We start from the raw sequence: 16,156 nt of genomic DNA on the forward strand, positions 1-16,156 counted from the left end.
GGTCACATGACGAAACAGCGAACTGCTGGAATCGGCTCCGCACTTCTCATTGCGGTCGGCGTGATGCTCGCGGCCGGGCCGCTGTCGACCGTGGCGGCGCAGGAGATGGACGAACGCTGGCTCGCCTGGATGGGGTGCTGGCAGCCTGTCCGCACGTCGACGAGCGCCGACGCACCCGAATCGCTGCTCTGCTTCCAGCCGAGCGCGCAGGAGGACGGCGTCGAGATGATCGCGGTGGAGGACGGCGAGATCACGACCCGGGAGGTCGTGAGGGCGGATGGGCAGCGCCACGAGTCGTCTCTCGAGGGGTGTGACGGGTCCCGGCGCGCGGCGTTCTCGTCGCGGCCGGGCCGGGTCTTCATGGATGTGGACCAGCTCTGCGAGGGCGGCGTCGATCGCTCATCGAGCGGGATGTTCGCAATGATCTCGTCCCAGGCCTGGATCAATGCGCAGGTCGTCACGGTCGGCGAAGAGAAGCTGACGTGGGTGACGCGATACCGGCTGGCCACGCAGAGCGAGGCCGAGGCCGTCGGCCTGGGTGACATCGCGGCCGACCTGAGCTTGGCCGTGCGCTCGATGCGGCTCGCGGCGTCCGGGCGCTACTCGGTCGAGGACATCATCGAGGCGCAGGCTCACGTGGATCCGGAGGCGGTGGAGGCCTGGATCGTCGAACACGAGACCCCTCTCGCGATCGACGCCGGCCGGCTTGTACAGCTCGCAGATGCCGGCGTGTCCGAAGGGGTCATCGACATGATGATCGCGCGGAGCTATCCGGAGCGCTTCGCGGTGTCAACGGGCGGCGGCGGCGGCGGTGACGGGCCCTGGCTCGGCGGTGCCGGTTACTACGACCCGTTCTACGGCTGGGGGTCTCCCTACTACGGCCGCTTCGGCTACCGATACGGTTACGGCTACTCGCCCTTCGGTTTCGGTTACGGCTCCCCCTACGGATATGGATACGGATACGGCATCGGCTATGGCTACGGTCCGTCGATCATCCGCACGGAGTCCAGGAACAACGGCGGTCGCGTGATCAGCGGGCGCGGCTACAGCAGCGGCTCCAGAATCGGGACACGGTCGACCGGATCCTCGCGGGGAACGTCGTCGATCGGCACCTCTTCCTCGGGCTCCGGAGGCCAGTCGACGGGACGGACCGCGCGCCGTCGCGGCGGCGGAGGTCTCTGAGACCCGCTGTCCGACCCCAGCCAACAGCTTTTCGAAAGGGCCCGTTCACGCGGGCCCTTTCGCGTTCCATGTCTCGCGCCCGAAGCTCGGGAAACGCAGATTGGATGCGCCGCCGATTCCGATGCCGGCACCGAGGAGGAACGATGAACGTGGATCACCCCGCCGCGCGCCGCTTCGCCTACGTAGCGACCGGCGTTCTCGTGATTGCCGCTGCGGCCGCGCTGCTCTTCCAACCAGATGCGGCACGGACCCAGACCACGTCGGGCGACTGGGAACCCCCGCTCACCGCCCACGGCCATCCCGACCTGCAGGGGAACTGGACCAACCAGACTCTGACCCCCTTCGAACGTCCCGAGGGCCGGGGACCCGTGCTGAACCCGGAAGAAGTCGCCGCCATCGAGGGTGGACAGGCGCAGACCGTCGCGGAGCGAACGGCCCCCGTCGACACTGACCGGCCGTTGCCGCCGGGAGGCGAGCACCGCGTGTGCATCGATGGGGCGACGACCTGCTACGACGAGTTCTACCGCGAGCCGGGCGAACGCGTTGCGGTCGTACACGGCGAGCCGCGCAGTTCCCTCGTCACCGACCCACCCGACGGTCGGATTCCCGACCTCACGCCGGAGGCCCGACAGCGCCTGGCAGCGGCGGCGGAGTTTCGCAGCGCCTTCGGCCAGTACGACCACCCCGAGCTTCGGCCGCTGGCGGAACGCTGCATCGTTTCGTTCGGATCAAGCGCCGGACCGCCGATGCTCCCCAACTACTGGTACAACAACAGCTACACGATCGCGCAGAACGAGGACTTCGTCGTGATCACGGCCGAGATGGTTCACGACGCGCGGATCATCCCCATCCGGGATCCGCAGGAGCGCCTCGAGAGCCGCCCCGAACCGGACCACGTGACGCCGTGGTTCGGAAACTCGATCGGCTGGTGGGAGGACGGAACGCTTGTCGTCGAGACGACCAATCTCAACCCCGAACACGCCTTCAGAGGGGTTCCGCCTTCGAAGGACCGGAAAGTCACCGAGCGTTTCACGCGCACGGACGAGGCGACGATCCTGTACGAGTTCACGATCGACGACCCCGCGGTGTACACGAGTCCTTGGGGCGGACAGGTCCCGTTCGAGCGCTTCGACCATCTGCTCTACGAGTACGCGTGCCATGAGGGCAACTACGCCATGTTCAACGTGCTGAGCGGCGCGCGCTACCAGGAGCGGATGGGGGGGAATCCGTAGCTCACTCCGCGGGCCGGCTGTGTTCGCTGCTCGCCGCGCTGGCGGTCGCGGGCTGCGCCGCCGATCGTCCGCCGGAGGGCATGGCCGACGCGGAGAGCGCCCCGGGCGTGGACGTCGTCGTCGTCGGAGACGGGCAGGCCGCGGCGGCCGAAGCGCACGACGCCGACGCGGTCCTCGGCGTGCTGAACGCAGACATCCTCGCCGCCGGCGACCAACTCCGCTGGGTACAACTCGCCTCGGCGGGCGTCGAACGCTACCTGGCGATCCCCGGAGTCGCCGATGCCGAGGACCTCGTCATCACGAACGCCCAGCGGATCTTCGCCCCCGGCGGGGCGGAACACGCATTAGGTATGGCGCTCATGCTGGCGCGCCGCTTCCATACGGCGCTCGACCTGCAGCGGGAACGGCGCTGGGACATCCGGCCGCTCACCGGGCCCTCTCCCTATCGCGGCGAGGGAAGCGAACTGCTCGAACTCCGGGGCCGGACGATGCTCGTCATCGGCCTCGGCGGCATCGGGACGGAAACCGCCCGCATCGCGCACGGCATCGGGATGCGCGTCATCGCGACGCGGAACAGCAGCCGCGAGGGACCCGAGTTCGTGGAGCGCGTCGGGCTGGCGTCGGAGCTACTGGATCTCGTGCCCGAGGCCGACGTCATCGTGAACGCGCTGCCACTCACGCCGGAAACGGATGGCCTCATCGACGATGCCTTCTTCCGGCTCACGAAGCCGACCGCCCTCTACATCACGCTGGGGCGCGGCCGCACGACGAATACCGCGGCGCTGGTCGCGGCGCTGCGAGAGGGACGGATCGCGGGCGCCGGCCTCGACGTGGTGGATCCCGAGCCGCTACCGCCGGACCATGTCCTCTGGGCGATCCCGAACGTGCTCATCACGCCGCATCTCGGCGGCGACTCCGACGGACACATGGAGCGGATGTGGATCCTGTTCCGCGAGAACCTGCGGCGCTTCGCGGCCGGCGAGCCGCTCCTGGCCGTCGTCAACCGGGAGCGCGGCTACTAGCCCACCGCGTCCCGCAGCCGATTCCGGTGCGGCGTCGGTCTACCCGCCCTGCACCTGGAACGTGAGCGTGGCCCAGTTCGACTCGTAGTCCACGTCGGGTTCCGACGGCGTCTCCACCATGTGAATCGTCCGGATGTACCACCGCCCGCCGCCTACGAGCGGGATCGTCGCGACGCCATCTTCGTTTGTACGAGCCTCGACCGCCTCCACGTGTCCACCGGCATCGTCGTGCGCATGGGGGTTGAATTCGTAGTTCGCATAAAGAAGCGCGTTCTCGACCGGCTCGCCCGCGCGGAGGAAGCGCACCTGGAGGTCATCGCCGACGGCGAGATCGTACGGGTTCTGTAGCGGGACAATCTCCACCGGATAGCCGAGTTCCGTCGCCCACTCGCCGCTCCGGTCATCACCCACCTGGACGACCGCCTTCACATGCTTGCTGTAGCGCTCGGCCGCATCGTCGTTCGACTTCCCGGCCGCTTCGCGCTGTGCAAGCTCGTCGACGAGACCCTCGTGGACCAGGTACTCGTTGAAGGCCGCTGCTTCGAGCGGGATCACCCGCGCCGCGGTCGATACGCCGATCGCGTAGGTCCCGGCGGAGCCTGTCTCGAATGTCAGCAGCGCGGTGTCGACGCTGTCGGCGTGCCAGTGGAACATCGCCGTGTCACGCCACGCCTCGGTGGGCGGGTGCACCACCCCGTCCGGTCCCACGACGCTGACGTCCAGCATGCGGTCGCGCGTGATGTTGTTTTCGCTGTTGTCGAAGTCTCCGTTGATGAGCGCGACGACGTTCGTCGAGTGCGGCTCCAGGAAGAAGCTCTCGAGCTTCAGGTACATCGTGTGCGCCTGCGCCGTCGCGACGATGGCGACGGTGAGCGCGGCGGTGGTCAGCAGGACGCGGCGTCCGATCTTCATTCTGAACTCTCCCGGCAGTCACATTCTCAAAGTGCTTGCGTGCCCCATACGGGCGCGTCACGGAATGTACGGTGCGGTACGCGCGCGGCCAGACTTCGGCGTTGTCCCCGGAGCCTGAAGTGCCGATCATTGCCCCCGTCCAACGATTGCCGAACACGATGCCACAGGGAAACACCGGAGGGACGGATGACGCTTCGGATCAACGACACGGCGCCGGATTTCACGGCGGATACGACGCAGGGCAGAATCAACTTCCATGACTGGATCGGGGACGGGTGGGTCCTGTTGTTCTCGCATCCGAAGGACTTCACGCCCGTGTGCACGACCGAACTGGGCGCCGTGGCCGCCCTTCAGGAAGCGTTCGCGGCGCGCAACTGCAAGATCATCGGGATCAGCGTCGACGGGGTGAGCGACCACGAGGCATGGTCGAAGGACATCGCGGCCTCGCAGGGGCACGCCGTCGGCTACCCGCTGATCGGCGACCCGAAGCTCGAGATCGTGAAGACGTACGACATGCTGCCGGCGGACGCGGGCGACACATCCGAGGGCCGCACGCCGATGGACAACGCGACGGCACGCTCGGTGTTCGTCATCGGCCCCGACAAGAAGATCAAGGCCACGCTCACGTACCCGATGAGCACCGGACGCAACTTCACCGAGATCCTCCGGCTGCTCGATTCGTGCCAGCTCACGGCCGAGAAGCAACTCGCCACGCCGGCCAACTGGGAGCAGGGCGACGACGTGATCATCGCGCCGGCGGTGTCCGACGACGAAGCGCGGAAGCGGTTCCCCGACGGATGGGAGCAGCCCCTTCCCTACATCCGGATCGTACCGCAGCCGCAAGACGGTTAGGCTTTGTCACACGCGGTAACACAAACCGCCGCGCGGGCCGGCGGGGGGCTCCTCCTCGCCGGCATACTCCTGTCGGCGTGCTCCACCAGTTCCGATGCGGCTGACGCTGCCCCGGAGGACGGCCGGCTCCTGATCGACGGGGGCACGGTCGTCGTCATGGACGATGCGGGCACCGTCCTCGAGGGCGGCGCCGTGCTCGTGGATGGCGGCGCGATTGCCGCGCTCCTGGACGCGGAAGCCGCCCGCCCCGCCGACGTGCCCGTTCTCGACGCAACGGGCCAGCTCGTGATTCCGGGGCTCGTCAACACGCACGGGCACGCGGCGATGTCGCTCCTCCGGGGGCTCGCCGACGACCTGCCGCTGATGACGTGGCTGAACGAGCACATTTTCCCGGCCGAGGCGGAACTCGTCGACCCCGATTTCGTCTACTGGGGCACGCTCCTCTCGTCCATCGAGATGCTGAAGAGCGGGACCACGACGTTCGCGGACATGTACTACTTCCGGGACGAGGCGGCGCGCGCGACGATCGACGCCGGCATCCGCGCCGTCATCGGCCCGCACGTCATCGGCTTCCCCGCCCCCGACTTCGCCTCACCGGCGGAGACGCTGTCCGACGCCGCCGAATTCATGGAGAGGTACCGTGACCATCCCACTCTGATCCCCGGAATGGCCGCCCACTCCCTCTACACGACCCCGCTCGACGATGTCCGCGCTGCGGCGCAGCTGGCTATCGAGTACGACGCGCCGTTTCAGGTCCACACGGCGGAGGACGCGAGTGAGTCCGCGACGGCGACCGAACTCACGGGGATGGGGGTGGTGGAAGCCCTCGCATCCATCGGCGCGCTCCGCCCCGGGACCGTGCTCGCCCACTCCATCTACCTCACCGACGAGGATATCGAGCGCATCGCGGCTGGCGGCGCGGGAGTCTCGCACAACCCGCAGAGCAATCTCAAGCTGGGGATTCCGAGGGCGGCCCCTGTCGTGGAGTTACTCGCCGCGGGGATCGCGGTGGGACTCGGCACCGACGGCGCGGCAAGCAACAACGATCTCGATCTCTTCGACGAGATGGACACTGCTGCCAAGCTCCACAAGTTCACGAATGCCGATCCGACCGCGCTGCCGGCCGAGGCGGTGTTCCGCATGGCCACCATGGGCGGAGCCCGCGTGCTCAACCTCCACGACCGGATCGGCTCGCTCGAGCCGGGAAAACGCGCCGACATCGTACTCCTCGACACGCGCCGCGCCGGGCTCACGCCCCTCTACAACGTCTATTCCCACCTCGTGTACGCAGCCCGGGGGAGCGACGTCTCCACCGCGCTCGTGAACGGACGGATCGTCGTGAGGGACGGCCGGGTGCTCATGGTCGACGAACAGGAGGTCATGGAACGGGCGCATACGTTCCGCGACCGGGTGCGCGAGGTGGTGGCGCGGGTGGCCGCGGAGGCGCGCTAGCCGCTCTCGTCGGCAGTGGCGACTAAGCGCCGCTGGCGTGTCCCGGCTGGGGCGGTGGCGTCCAACCCGTCGCGGCCCGCCGCTCCTGGACGCAGCGCTTGAAGCGGAACGCGTTCTCGGATAGCGCGAAGTCCATCCCGTAGTTGTCCGGACCCACGGCGTCGACCCGGGCCACGATCACGCCGAGGTCGTCCCTCTCCATCGCCTCCACAAACGCTTCTCCAAACGCCATCGTCGAATCGACGGCCACCGCGTGCTCGATCCCGGCCCCGCGCGCGATCGCGGCGAGGTCCGTGACGCCCGACGTGGTGTGCGACTCGAATCCCCCCGTCGAGAGCAGGCTCCCGTTGTCGAAGATGATGTGGAGGAGGTTTCGGGGCCGGTATCGGGCGAGGGTCGTGAACGTGCCGAGGTTCATGAGCGCCGATCCGTCGCCGTCGAGCACGATCACCTTCTCGTGCGGCAGGTGGTTGGCGAGGCCGAGCCCGATCGACGAGGCGAGCCCCATCGCGTGCTGCAGGTAGAAGAAGTTCTCGCGATGGCCGAGGTCGTACAGTTCCTGGGCACAGGCCCCCATGATCGTGACGACCAGCTTGTCCTCGATCTCGGGATAGATCAGTTCCAGGCACTGCGCCCGTTCCATCGGTCTACGTCCCCTCAGGTTTCCATGAGGTCGCGCGTGAGGAGCAGCGCGACAGGCGAGAGCGAACTCTGAGAGAGTGTGTACGCCTCGGCGATCTCCTTCCCGACGAGCGCCGGATCTCTCGCGTGGTGGTAGGGGATGTTGAGCGCCCGAAGCAAACCCTCCGTCACGATCCCGCCACGAGTGTGCCACGGATACGGCTCGCCCCAATGGCCCCGGACCGCGATGAGCATGCAGAGCGGCACGGAATAGAGTTGGGCGAGGGAGATGATCCCGTTCATCGCCGCGAAGAAGCCGTGGTTCTGCATGAGCAGGACGTGCGGTTCGCCGGCAAAATAGGCCCCCGCCGCCACGCCGATGGCCTCTTCCTCCTTGGCGACCTGGATGAGGTCGACCTCGGGATCGTCCTCCGCCCGCTGCAGGAGGAGACCGAGCCAGGTCTCGGGAAGGGCCGAGATACTGCGGATGCCGGCGGCCTTGATCCCGTCGAAGACGGCCTTCGAGTTCTCGTAGGAGACGGTCATGCGCCGAACGGTGCGGGGGCGGCACGGACGGCGCAATCCCGCTCCAGCCGCGGCGTGTCAGGTTGCGCCGGTCCCGATCCTCTCGTCACCATGGACGGAACAGGGGGAGCCCATGGACGAATCAGAAGGGCGACCGGTAGACCGGCGCGGGTTCATCAAGGACGCCGCGGTCGGTGCGGCCGCGTTCGCCGCCCCGGGGAAGCTGATGGCCGACCAGACCGAGTCGCACGACCACGGCCATGATCACGGCCACGACCACGATCATGGCCACGATCACGACCACCAGGACGTGCCGTCGGATATCGCCCTCCGGGTGCGGGCGCTGGAGTCCGTCCTCGTCGAGAAGGGGATGGTGGAGTCGGCGGCGCTGGACGAGATCGTGGACACGTACGAGAACCGGGTCGGGCCGCGGAACGGGGCGGAGGTCGTCGCACGGGCCTGGGTCGACCCCGCGTACCGCGAGCGCCTGCTGACGGATGGGACCGCGGCGATCGGGGAACTCGGCCATCTCGGCGGACAGGGCGAGCACATGAAGGTGGTCGCGAATACGCCGGAGGTGCACAACCTCGTCGTCTGCACGCTCTGTTCCTGCTATCCCTGGCCGACGCTCGGTCTGCCGCCCGTCTGGTACAAATCCTCCGCGTACCGGGCCCGTGCGGTGATCGAACCGCGCGATGTCCTGAGCGACTTCGGTCTCGAGCTCCCCGATGACACCGAGGTCCGCGTGTGGGACAGCACCGCTGAGATCCGCTACCTCGTGCTCCCCGAGCGGCCCGCCGACACCGAGAACATGACCGAGGAAGAACTCGCGGAGATCGTGACCCGGGACTCGATGATCGGCGTGGCCCGGATCGAGACGCCGTCGGGAGGCCCATCGGGAGGCGACCAGTGAACACGATCCACGACATGGGCGGCATGGACGGCTTCGGCCCGATCGAGCCCGAGGCGAACGAGCCCGTCTTCCACCATCGCTGGGAAGGCCGCGTGTACGCGCTCACGAGAGCCGTCGGCCCGTGGGGACGGGGGCGCGAGTGGCCCTCCTTCCGCTACACGCTCGAGAGCATTCCGCCCGTCGAGTACCTCAGCCTGTCGTACTACGAGCGCTGGTTCAGGATGATGACGACGCGGCTGCTCGTGAGCGGCCTCATCTCCGAGACCGAACTGGAGACGGGCTATCCGGACCCGGACGCACCGCAGCCGGAGCTTCTACCGGGATCGAACACGGGTTCGCTTGGGGCCGGGCTCCTCGATATGGATGTGCCCGCCCGCTTCGGGCCGGACGACCCGGTGCGCGCGCGCAACCTCCACCCCCGCGGCCACACCCGGCAGCCGCGCTACGTGCGCGGACGGCGGGGCGCGGTGGTCGAGGACTACGGCGTCTACACGCTGCAGGACACGGACGTGGACGGACAGCGCCCCCTCGACCGCCGCCCACAGCACGTATACTCGGTGCGCTTCGAGGCTCAGGAGCTGTGGGGCGATCGGGGCGGCGCGAGGGACGCGGTATACGTGGACCTGTGGGAAGACTACCTGGAGCCGGCGTGATGTCCGGCGCCGGCAGCACCGCAGGCAGCGGCGCCGAACGCGTCGACGCGGAACGTCTCGCGGCGCTCCCTCCCCTGCCCGCCGACGACGATGGCCCGGTGTTCGAGGCCCCGTGGCAGGCGCAGGCCTTTGCGCTCGCCGTGAAGCTCTCCGAGGAGGGTCACTTCACCTGGAAGGAGTGGGCCGCGACGCTCGCCGATGAACTCGCGGCGGCCGAAGCGCGCGGCGAACCGGACGACGGCACCCGGTACTACCACCACTGGGTCGCCGCGCTCGAACGCCTCGTCGTCGGCCGCCAACTGAGCACGTCCACGGCCCTGGAGGACTGCAAGGAGGCGTGGGCGGACGCCTACCGCCACACCCCTCACGGCCATCCCGTGGAACTCCGCCGCAAAGACTGATACAGACACGCGTTCCCGCGGGAACGTCTTTCTCGAAGCTGGGAGGCGACGATGCGCCATCACGATCCCTCACCGTGGCTCGGGATCCTCCTCTCGATTCTCCTGATTCCCGCATTGGCCTGTGCGGGTCCGGAAGACGCGCCGAACCGGGACGCGCCCGCGGCGATGGCGGGCGGTTCGGTCGACGCGTCGGTGCTCGAGGTGCTGGAGTGGCGGCCGATCGGGCCGTGGCGTGGCGGCAAGTCCATCGCCGGCGCCGGGCATCCGACCGAACCGGGCGTCTTCTACATGGGGAGCACGAACGGGGGCGGCGTGTGGAAGACGGACGACGCCGGGGTGAGCTGGCACAACCTCTCCGACGGCTACTTCGGGACGACAACCGTCTCGTCGCTTGCCATCTCCGAGTCGGATCCCGACATCCTGTACGTCGGTACCGGGGATGTCTCCTTCCGCACGAATATCTCGCGGGGCGATGGGCTCTACCGTTCCGACGACGCCGGACGGACGTGGCGGAACATGGGGCTGGCGGCCACCCGCAACCTGTCCGCCATCGAGGTCCACCCGCGCGACCCGAACCTCGTTTATGCCGCCTCGCACGGACACGGGTTTATCCCCGACCAGAACCGGGGCGTGTACCGCTCGCGTGACGGAGGCGAGACGTGGGAGCGCACCCTCTACATTGACGATGAGACCGGCGTGATCGATCTCGTCATGGACCGGAGCGCGCCCGGCACCCTGTACGCGGCGACCTGGAACGGGCGGAGATTCCCGTGGACGATCAAGGACGCGGGACCCCGGAACGGGATCTGGAAGACGACGGATGGCGGGGACTCCTGGGAGGAGATCACGGCCGCACCCGGACTGCCGGCGGGACTCAAAGGCCGGATTTCGCTGGACATCTCCCGGTCGCGCCCGAACCGGGTGTGGGCGCTGATGACGGCGGAGGGGGACGGCACCGGAGGGCTCTACACAGCCAACGCACCCGGCCAGGCCGACTGGCAGCCGTGTCGCGACTACTACTGCTCGGGCAACGGGCTGTACCGCTCCGAGGACGCGGGCCGAAGCTGGGCGCGGGTCGCCGACAACCCCAACTTCTTCCAGCGTCCGTGGTACTACACGCACGTCGTGGCCGACCCCACGGACCCGGACGTCGTGTACGTGCTCAACACCTCGATCTGGAAGTCGACGGACGGCGGCGAGAGCGTCACCGCCCTCACCACGCTCCCGCACGGCGACCATCACGCGCTGTGGATCGACCCCACCGACTCGCGCCGCATGCTGGGCGGGGGTGACGGCGGCGCCACCGTGACGCTTAACGGCGGCCGCACCTGGTCGTCGGTCGAGAACCAGCCCACGGGACAGATGTACAACGCCTCGGTCGACGACGACTTCCCCTACAACGTGTGCGCCCCGCAGCAGGACAACACGAGCATCTGCGTGCCGAGCCGCTCCGACGAGGGAGCGATCTTCGACTACCAACGCTGGACGACGGCCGCGGCCGAGAACGGCGGGATCGCCGTCCATCCCGACCGGCTCGACGTGAGCTACGGGGGCGACCACCACTGGATCGCGCGCGTGGACCGCTCGACGGGCGAGCGCCGCTGGATCAACGTGTGGGGCGAGAACTACTACGGCACGGGCGAGGACCAGCTCCGCTACCGGCAGGTGTGGGACGTCAAGCTCTTCCTCTCACACCACGACCCGGACGTGATGTACACGGCGACCCAGTACGTGCACCGTTCGACGGACGAGGGCGAGAGCTGGGAGGACATATCCCCGGATCTCACGCGCGCCGACGAATCGAGGTTCGAAACGACGCTCCCCTCTGATCGTGGCGAGTACTGGGGCCTCACGCGCGAGAACGTGGGGATCGAGTGGTACGCCGCGATCGCGAGCATCGCCGAATCGCCCGTGCGGGAAGGGGTCCTGTGGACGGGGTCGAACGACGGCCTCGTCTACGTCTCGACAGACGGCGGCGGCAGCTGGGAGAACGTGACGCCTCCCGATATGGGGGCCGACACGTGGGTGAGCGTGGTCGAGCCCTCGCGCCACGACCCGGCGGCGGCCTACGTCTCCGCCAACCGGCACATGATGGGCGACGATGGCCCAGCATGTGTTATCCCGTGCGGATCTGTTGTAGTCATTGAAGTTGCGGGATTCCGGGGGCGAATTCCTGCTGTTTGATTCCCGCCGACTGGATTTCAGCCCTGTGGCCTGCGGCGGCTCCGGATGGCCTGCCTGAGTTGCGCCTCGTCCGGCTGCTGGTAACAGCGGAGCACGGTCTTGGCCGCCTTCCAGCCTCCGAGTTCGCAGAGCACCTTGAGCGGCAGGTCCATGAGGTCGCTGGCAAACTTCCGCCTCAGTGAGTGCCAGCCCCTGCCGCGCTTGGGCTCAAGCCCGGCGAGCCGCTCCGCCCGCTGCCACCAGAGGCGGGCTTGCGGGAACCTCAGGCATTCCGAGGGATTCTTGGTCGCGGGCAAGACCGGCGCGTCCCCGCTCGCCGGGTTGCGCCTTCGCGCCTCCTCGAAGACTGCGATGGCTTCGGGCGTCAAGGGCGTGCGGTGCTCGTAGCCCGTCTTTTCGTGCTCGGCGCGCCACCGCACCGTTTCGCCCTCAAGGTCGATGTCCGCCCACCTGAGGTTGCGAATCGCGCCGATCCGGTGCCCGGTTTCGTGCGCGAGCACGAGCGCGACGTGAAACCGCCAATCGACCCGCCGCGACACTTGGAGAAGTGCTTGGTATTCCTCCTCCGTGAGAACGACCCGGTTCGGGTTCTTCTCGACGGGCTTCCTGAGGCCCTTGAGCGGGTTCCTGTCGAGAAGCAGGCGGCCCTGCTCGTCCCTCGACCGCGCCGCCCAGTTCAGGACCGCCATGAGGAACGTCAGGTCCCATTCGATCATCCGGTTGCCCACGGGCTTTCCGCTGGGGCCGACCGTGCCCGCCCGGCGCTCCCGGATGAATCGATCCCAGTCTCGCTGGGATAGGGTCTCCGGCCTCCGGTCCCTGCCGAAGAACTTGAGGAACATCGCCATCGCGCCTCTGTCCGACCGCTGGGACGGCGGCCTCTTGGTGGGCGTCACCTCCTCACCGTAGATGTCAAAAAGCCGTTCCAGGGTGAGCGGCTCCGGCTCGGCTTCCGCCTTGCCGTTGGGCGCGTCGATGAATCCGGCGGCGAACTGATCCGCCTGCCTCTTCGCGCGCGCCCAGTCGCGGTGCTTGAGGGACCGGGTGCGCCTGCGCCCGTTCTCTCGCCACTCGATCTGGAAGATGCCGGTCTTCGGGTCGGGAAAGATCCTGACCCGGTTGCGGCCCCATTCTCCGGCACCGTAGGAGCGCCGGCTTCGTTTCGTGCGTGCCATCGTTCGATTCCTCTCTCGATGGACTGCACGATCTGCGTGTTTGAAACCTCGCGCCGGGCGGGCGCGTCGTCCAGAGTTGGCGGCCCGGACGCTTTCGCGTGAGGCGCCACACGGGCCGTTCGTTTCTGCGGGTTACCGTGGAGCCAGATGTGTTTTTGATGTACAAAAACCTCTGGCCGGGGGATGCCCCCGGACCCCCGAACGACATTCCGCGCGCCACACAGGAGGCCGCCCGACATGGCCCGTCCCCGGAAGTCCGAGGCCGAGCGCAGAACCCGCACGATCGGCGTGCGCGTCACGCCCGCGGAGGCTGCGGCCATCGCCGAACGGGCCGCGGCGGCCCGCATGACGCAGGGCGGCTACCTGCGCCGCAGGGCGCTGGGACAGCCGGTCCGCGAGGTGGCCGTTCACCGTCTCGGCGCCCGGGAGCGGGTCGAACTCCACCGGATCGGCGTCAATCTAAATCAGATCGCCCGCGCCCTGAACTCCGGGGCTTCGGCACCCGAGGGGACGCTGGAGGCGGTTGAGCGGGTGGGCGAGCTTGCGGCCGATCTCCTGAGCGGCGAGGCGCTGGACGGATGATCCCGAAGATCAACGGCCTGGGGCGCTCGTTCGCCGGGGTCGCGGCCTACTGCCTGCACGACGCTCCGACGCCGGACGAGCGGAGTCCGGAGACCTCGGAGCGGGTCGCGTGGACCGACACCCGGAACCTTGCGACGATCCGGGCGGAGCGGGCCGCGCGGCTGATGGCCGCGACCGCGAAGGCGGCCCCCGACCTCAAACGGCTGGCTGGCGGGTCGCGAGGAGGGCGGAAGCTGGCGAAGCCGGTGCTGCACTACTCGCTCAGCTGGGCGAGGGACGAGACGCCGGACAGGCGGGAGATGAGCCGTGCGGTGGACGGGAGTCTGGAGGCGCTGGGGCTGGACGGCCACGAGGCGCTGGTCGTCGCGCACGAGGACACCCGGCACCCCCATGTCCACGTGGTCGCCAACCGGGTCGATCCGGAGACCGGGAAGGCGGCGACGCTGGGCAACAGCAAGCTCCGGCTGTCGCGCTGGGCCGAGGGCTACGAGCGGGAACAGGGCCGGATCCGGTGCGAGGAGCGGGTCAAGAACAACGAGCGGCGGCGCGCGGGCCAGGAGTTGGTTCGAACCCCGTGGGAGCGGCCGCGCCACTGGGCGCGCGTCCGCCGCGAGAGGATGGTGCCCGGGCGGGCGCGCCGGGCGAGGGGGCCGCGCGATGAGGAGCGCGTCGACATGGAGGCTTGGCGGCGTGTCGAGGCGGAGGCTTGGGAGACGGTCGCGGACGGGCGCTGGAGAAGCCTCCGGCACCTCGAGACCCGGGCGCGGGAGGAATGGGTCGAGCTGCACAGGCGGCAAGAAGAAATGCGGCAGAGGCTCGACCGGGAGAGCCGCACCGTGCTCGGGCGGCTCCGGATCTGGCGGACCGAGCGCTCGTTGCGGGAGTTGGCCGGGGCGATCCGGGGGCGGCAGGATCTGGTCGAGGGCTGGCGCGAGGACCTCGACGGGTATCATAGGGACGAGCGGGCCGAGTTGGGCAAGGCACACGGCGAGAGAGCCCGGGAGATCGAGCGCGGTTGGCACAAGTTCTATCGAAGTAGGCTGGTGGAAGCGGAGCGGCGCGCATGGGCGGTGCGGGAGACGATGAAGGAGCGCCAAGAGACGAGGGAGCGGGAGCGCGGCCCGAGCATCATCATCCCCATTCCCCGGCCTCGCCAGCCCCGAGGCCCCGAGCGTGGCGGGGGAGGGTTCGAGCGATGAGCCTCGCGAAGTCTGCCGGGCTCTCGCCCGCAAGCCGCCCGCTCCCCGGATGGTGGCGCTGGCCCCATGGCGGGAGAAGCCACTACGAAGGGAGAAAGCACGGGGCTCCGCCGCGTCAGTGCGTGTGGCGCCCCGGCTCAGTGCTAAGCCAGTCGCACCGCTCGTCGGAGACCAAGTACATCAGAATCCGAGTTTGGAGCTGCTCGCCGTCCTCAATGCTCCGGTCCAAAACAAATAGCGTATCGCCACGGAAGGTCTCCATCGGCCGGATCTCGAAGTCGCGCGGCACAGGTGCGTCCACGCACGCTCTCTCTAAGTCCGAAGAGAGGATGCCAACCCAAGTTTTCGCGGTGAGCACTGGCATCGGTTCCATCTTCAAGGCTGTCTGGTCGTGGTGGGTGAACAGGAAACCGCCGCCCGGCCGCGGGAAAAGTTGACGGAGTTGCGAACTCTCCTCCAACTGCTCGCGGAACGGGATGTGCTCAATGTCGATGCGTTCCCGGAGGTCGGCCGGGACACCCTTCCTCCTCGCCACCGGGACGTCCGCCGTGTCCACCACCTCGCCCCGCAGGTTCAAGACGAACATCTCGTCCAGTCCGGACCAGCCCTGCACGAACCGTCCGTCGGCGTAAGCAAGAGAACCGATCCGAAAGAGACTCGCATAGGACCAGTTGTCACTGCTGACCGACGCGACGTATTCCTCGGGGAGTCTGCCCAAGCTCCTGAATTCGTCCGTGGACGATCGCCAACGAGTCACCGATGTTTCGCGCCGGATCTCGAAATCGGTCATCCAAACGTCTTGGCCGATCACCACCGGGGGAGTGATTCCGGCCAGCGCGGGGAAGTTCACGACCCGAATGGTCTCTCCGGTGTTCCGGTCGAAGATGTTCACCCGCCGCGACCTCGTGGTCTGTGCGGCTACGGTCGAATCGTCGAGCACCATCGTAGCTCTGGGCCCGCCGCGAAACTCTCCCGGCCCCTCTCCCGGCCGACCGTACACCAGCATCAGACTGCCGTCTCTACGGAACCTGAGGACCCGAGCCGAAAAGATGTCCGATATGTAGAAGGACCCGTCGAAGGGGTCGACGACCAGAGCGTATGGATTGCCGATGTACAGCGTGTCGCCTTCCGGCAGTAGGATACTGTCGACGGGAGTGAGCGTCGGGCCCGCCGTGTCTGCGGTCACGGGTTCGCCGAACTCGGAGCCGCAGCCCGGGATCAGGAACATCCCGCCCGCGAACAACGCGACGC

Annotated in this window: 16 protein-coding genes; 11 read left to right on the top strand and 5 right to left on the bottom strand. The window is 68.2% G+C overall.

Annotation, left to right across the window (positions count from 1 at the left end; genetic code table 11):
• Positions 1-6: 6 nt before the first annotated feature.
• From ACOOGH_RS11115 to ACOOGH_RS11125, 3 genes are all read left to right on the top strand, one after another.
• Positions 7-1,182, top strand: a complete 1,176-nt coding sequence (locus tag ACOOGH_RS11115) for a hypothetical protein (RefSeq protein WP_420448981.1) — start codon at positions 7-9, stop codon at positions 1,180-1,182.
• A 143-nt stretch (positions 1,183-1,325) separates the two neighbouring features.
• Positions 1,326-2,414: a hypothetical protein gene (locus ACOOGH_RS11120; RefSeq protein ID WP_420448982.1), complete on the top strand. Its 1,089-nt coding sequence runs from the start codon at positions 1,326-1,328 to the stop codon at positions 2,412-2,414.
• Positions 2,415-2,494: 80 nt separating this feature from the next.
• On the top strand, positions 2,495-3,436 hold the full coding sequence (locus ACOOGH_RS11125) for a D-2-hydroxyacid dehydrogenase (RefSeq protein ID WP_420448983.1): 942 nt from the start codon (positions 2,495-2,497) through the stop codon (positions 3,434-3,436).
• A gap of 39 nt (positions 3,437-3,475) precedes the next feature.
• Here ACOOGH_RS11125 and ACOOGH_RS11130 read toward each other — a convergent pair whose 3' ends face one another.
• Positions 3,476-4,348 (bottom strand): DUF4198 domain-containing protein, encoded by an 873-nt coding sequence (locus ACOOGH_RS11130; protein WP_420448984.1) that lies wholly within the window; start codon positions 4,346-4,348, stop codon positions 3,476-3,478.
• A 186-nt stretch (positions 4,349-4,534) separates the two neighbouring features.
• On the opposite strand from ACOOGH_RS11130, the gene ACOOGH_RS11135 reads away from it, so the two are divergent.
• Both ACOOGH_RS11135 and ACOOGH_RS11140 read left to right on the top strand, forming a co-directional pair.
• Positions 4,535-5,200 (top strand): peroxiredoxin, encoded by a 666-nt coding sequence (locus ACOOGH_RS11135; RefSeq protein ID WP_420448985.1) that lies wholly within the window; start codon positions 4,535-4,537, stop codon positions 5,198-5,200.
• Positions 5,201-5,203: 3 nt separating this feature from the next.
• Positions 5,204-6,652 carry an amidohydrolase family protein gene (locus tag ACOOGH_RS11140; protein WP_420448986.1) on the top strand — a complete coding sequence of 483 codons (1,449 nt, stop codon included), beginning with the start codon at positions 5,204-5,206 and terminating at the stop codon, positions 6,650-6,652.
• Positions 6,653-6,674: 22 nt separating this feature from the next.
• On the opposite strand, the gene ACOOGH_RS11145 is transcribed toward ACOOGH_RS11140, so the two are convergent.
• Positions 6,675-7,295, bottom strand: coding sequence for a thiamine pyrophosphate-dependent enzyme (locus tag ACOOGH_RS11145; protein WP_420448987.1), 621 nt, complete (start codon positions 7,293-7,295; stop codon positions 6,675-6,677).
• A gap of 14 nt (positions 7,296-7,309) precedes the next feature.
• A complete protein-coding gene (locus ACOOGH_RS11150) occupies positions 7,310-7,819 on the bottom strand; it encodes a thiamine pyrophosphate-binding protein (RefSeq protein WP_420448988.1) in 510 nt (169 codons plus the stop codon).
• Between the two features lie 112 nt (positions 7,820-7,931).
• Here ACOOGH_RS11150 and nthA point away from each other — a divergent pair, with 112 nt between their 5' ends.
• The 4 genes from nthA to ACOOGH_RS11170 are packed head-to-tail and all read left to right on the top strand — an operon-like array spanning position 7,932 to position 11,949.
• On the top strand, positions 7,932-8,711 hold the full coding sequence (nthA, locus tag ACOOGH_RS11155) for a nitrile hydratase subunit alpha (RefSeq protein WP_420448989.1): 780 nt from the start codon (positions 7,932-7,934) through the stop codon (positions 8,709-8,711).
• Positions 8,708-9,364: a nitrile hydratase subunit beta gene (nthB, locus tag ACOOGH_RS11160; protein WP_420448990.1), complete on the top strand. Its 657-nt coding sequence runs from the start codon at positions 8,708-8,710 to the stop codon at positions 9,362-9,364. The genes nthA and nthB overlap by 4 nt, the downstream gene beginning before the upstream one ends.
• A complete protein-coding gene (locus tag ACOOGH_RS11165) occupies positions 9,364-9,765 on the top strand; it encodes a nitrile hydratase accessory protein (protein ID WP_420448991.1) in 402 nt (133 codons plus the stop codon). The genes nthB and ACOOGH_RS11165 overlap by 1 nt, the downstream gene beginning before the upstream one ends.
• A 51-nt stretch (positions 9,766-9,816) precedes the next feature.
• Complete coding sequence (locus tag ACOOGH_RS11170; protein WP_420448992.1) at positions 9,817-11,949, top strand: WD40/YVTN/BNR-like repeat-containing protein; 2,133 nt, start codon at positions 9,817-9,819, stop codon at positions 11,947-11,949.
• A 17-nt stretch (positions 11,950-11,966) separates the two neighbouring features.
• On the opposite strand, the gene ACOOGH_RS11175 is transcribed toward ACOOGH_RS11170, so the two are convergent.
• Positions 11,967-13,124, bottom strand: coding sequence for a tyrosine-type recombinase/integrase (locus ACOOGH_RS11175; RefSeq protein WP_420448993.1), 1,158 nt, complete (start codon positions 13,122-13,124; stop codon positions 11,967-11,969).
• Between the two features lie 237 nt (positions 13,125-13,361).
• Between ACOOGH_RS11175 and ACOOGH_RS11180 the strand changes: the two genes are divergently transcribed.
• Together ACOOGH_RS11180 and ACOOGH_RS11185 are read left to right on the top strand one after the other, a co-directional pair.
• Entirely contained in the window at positions 13,362-13,706 is a 345-nt protein-coding gene (locus tag ACOOGH_RS11180) for a plasmid mobilization protein (protein WP_420448994.1), read from the top strand.
• Positions 13,703-14,905 carry a relaxase/mobilization nuclease domain-containing protein gene (locus tag ACOOGH_RS11185; protein ID WP_420448995.1) on the top strand — a complete coding sequence of 401 codons (1,203 nt, stop codon included), beginning with the start codon at positions 13,703-13,705 and terminating at the stop codon, positions 14,903-14,905. The genes ACOOGH_RS11180 and ACOOGH_RS11185 overlap by 4 nt, the downstream gene beginning before the upstream one ends.
• A gap of 115 nt (positions 14,906-15,020) precedes the next feature.
• On the opposite strand, the gene ACOOGH_RS11190 is transcribed toward ACOOGH_RS11185, so the two are convergent.
• On the bottom strand, positions 15,021-16,133 hold the full coding sequence (locus tag ACOOGH_RS11190; RefSeq protein WP_420448996.1) for a hypothetical protein: 1,113 nt from the start codon (positions 16,131-16,133) through the stop codon (positions 15,021-15,023).
• Positions 16,134-16,156 lie beyond the last annotated feature (23 nt).

The sequence above is a fragment of the Candidatus Palauibacter sp. genome (assembly GCF_965213655.1).
In the GTDB taxonomy this organism is placed as follows: Bacteria; Gemmatimonadota; Gemmatimonadetes; order Palauibacterales; family Palauibacteraceae; genus Palauibacter.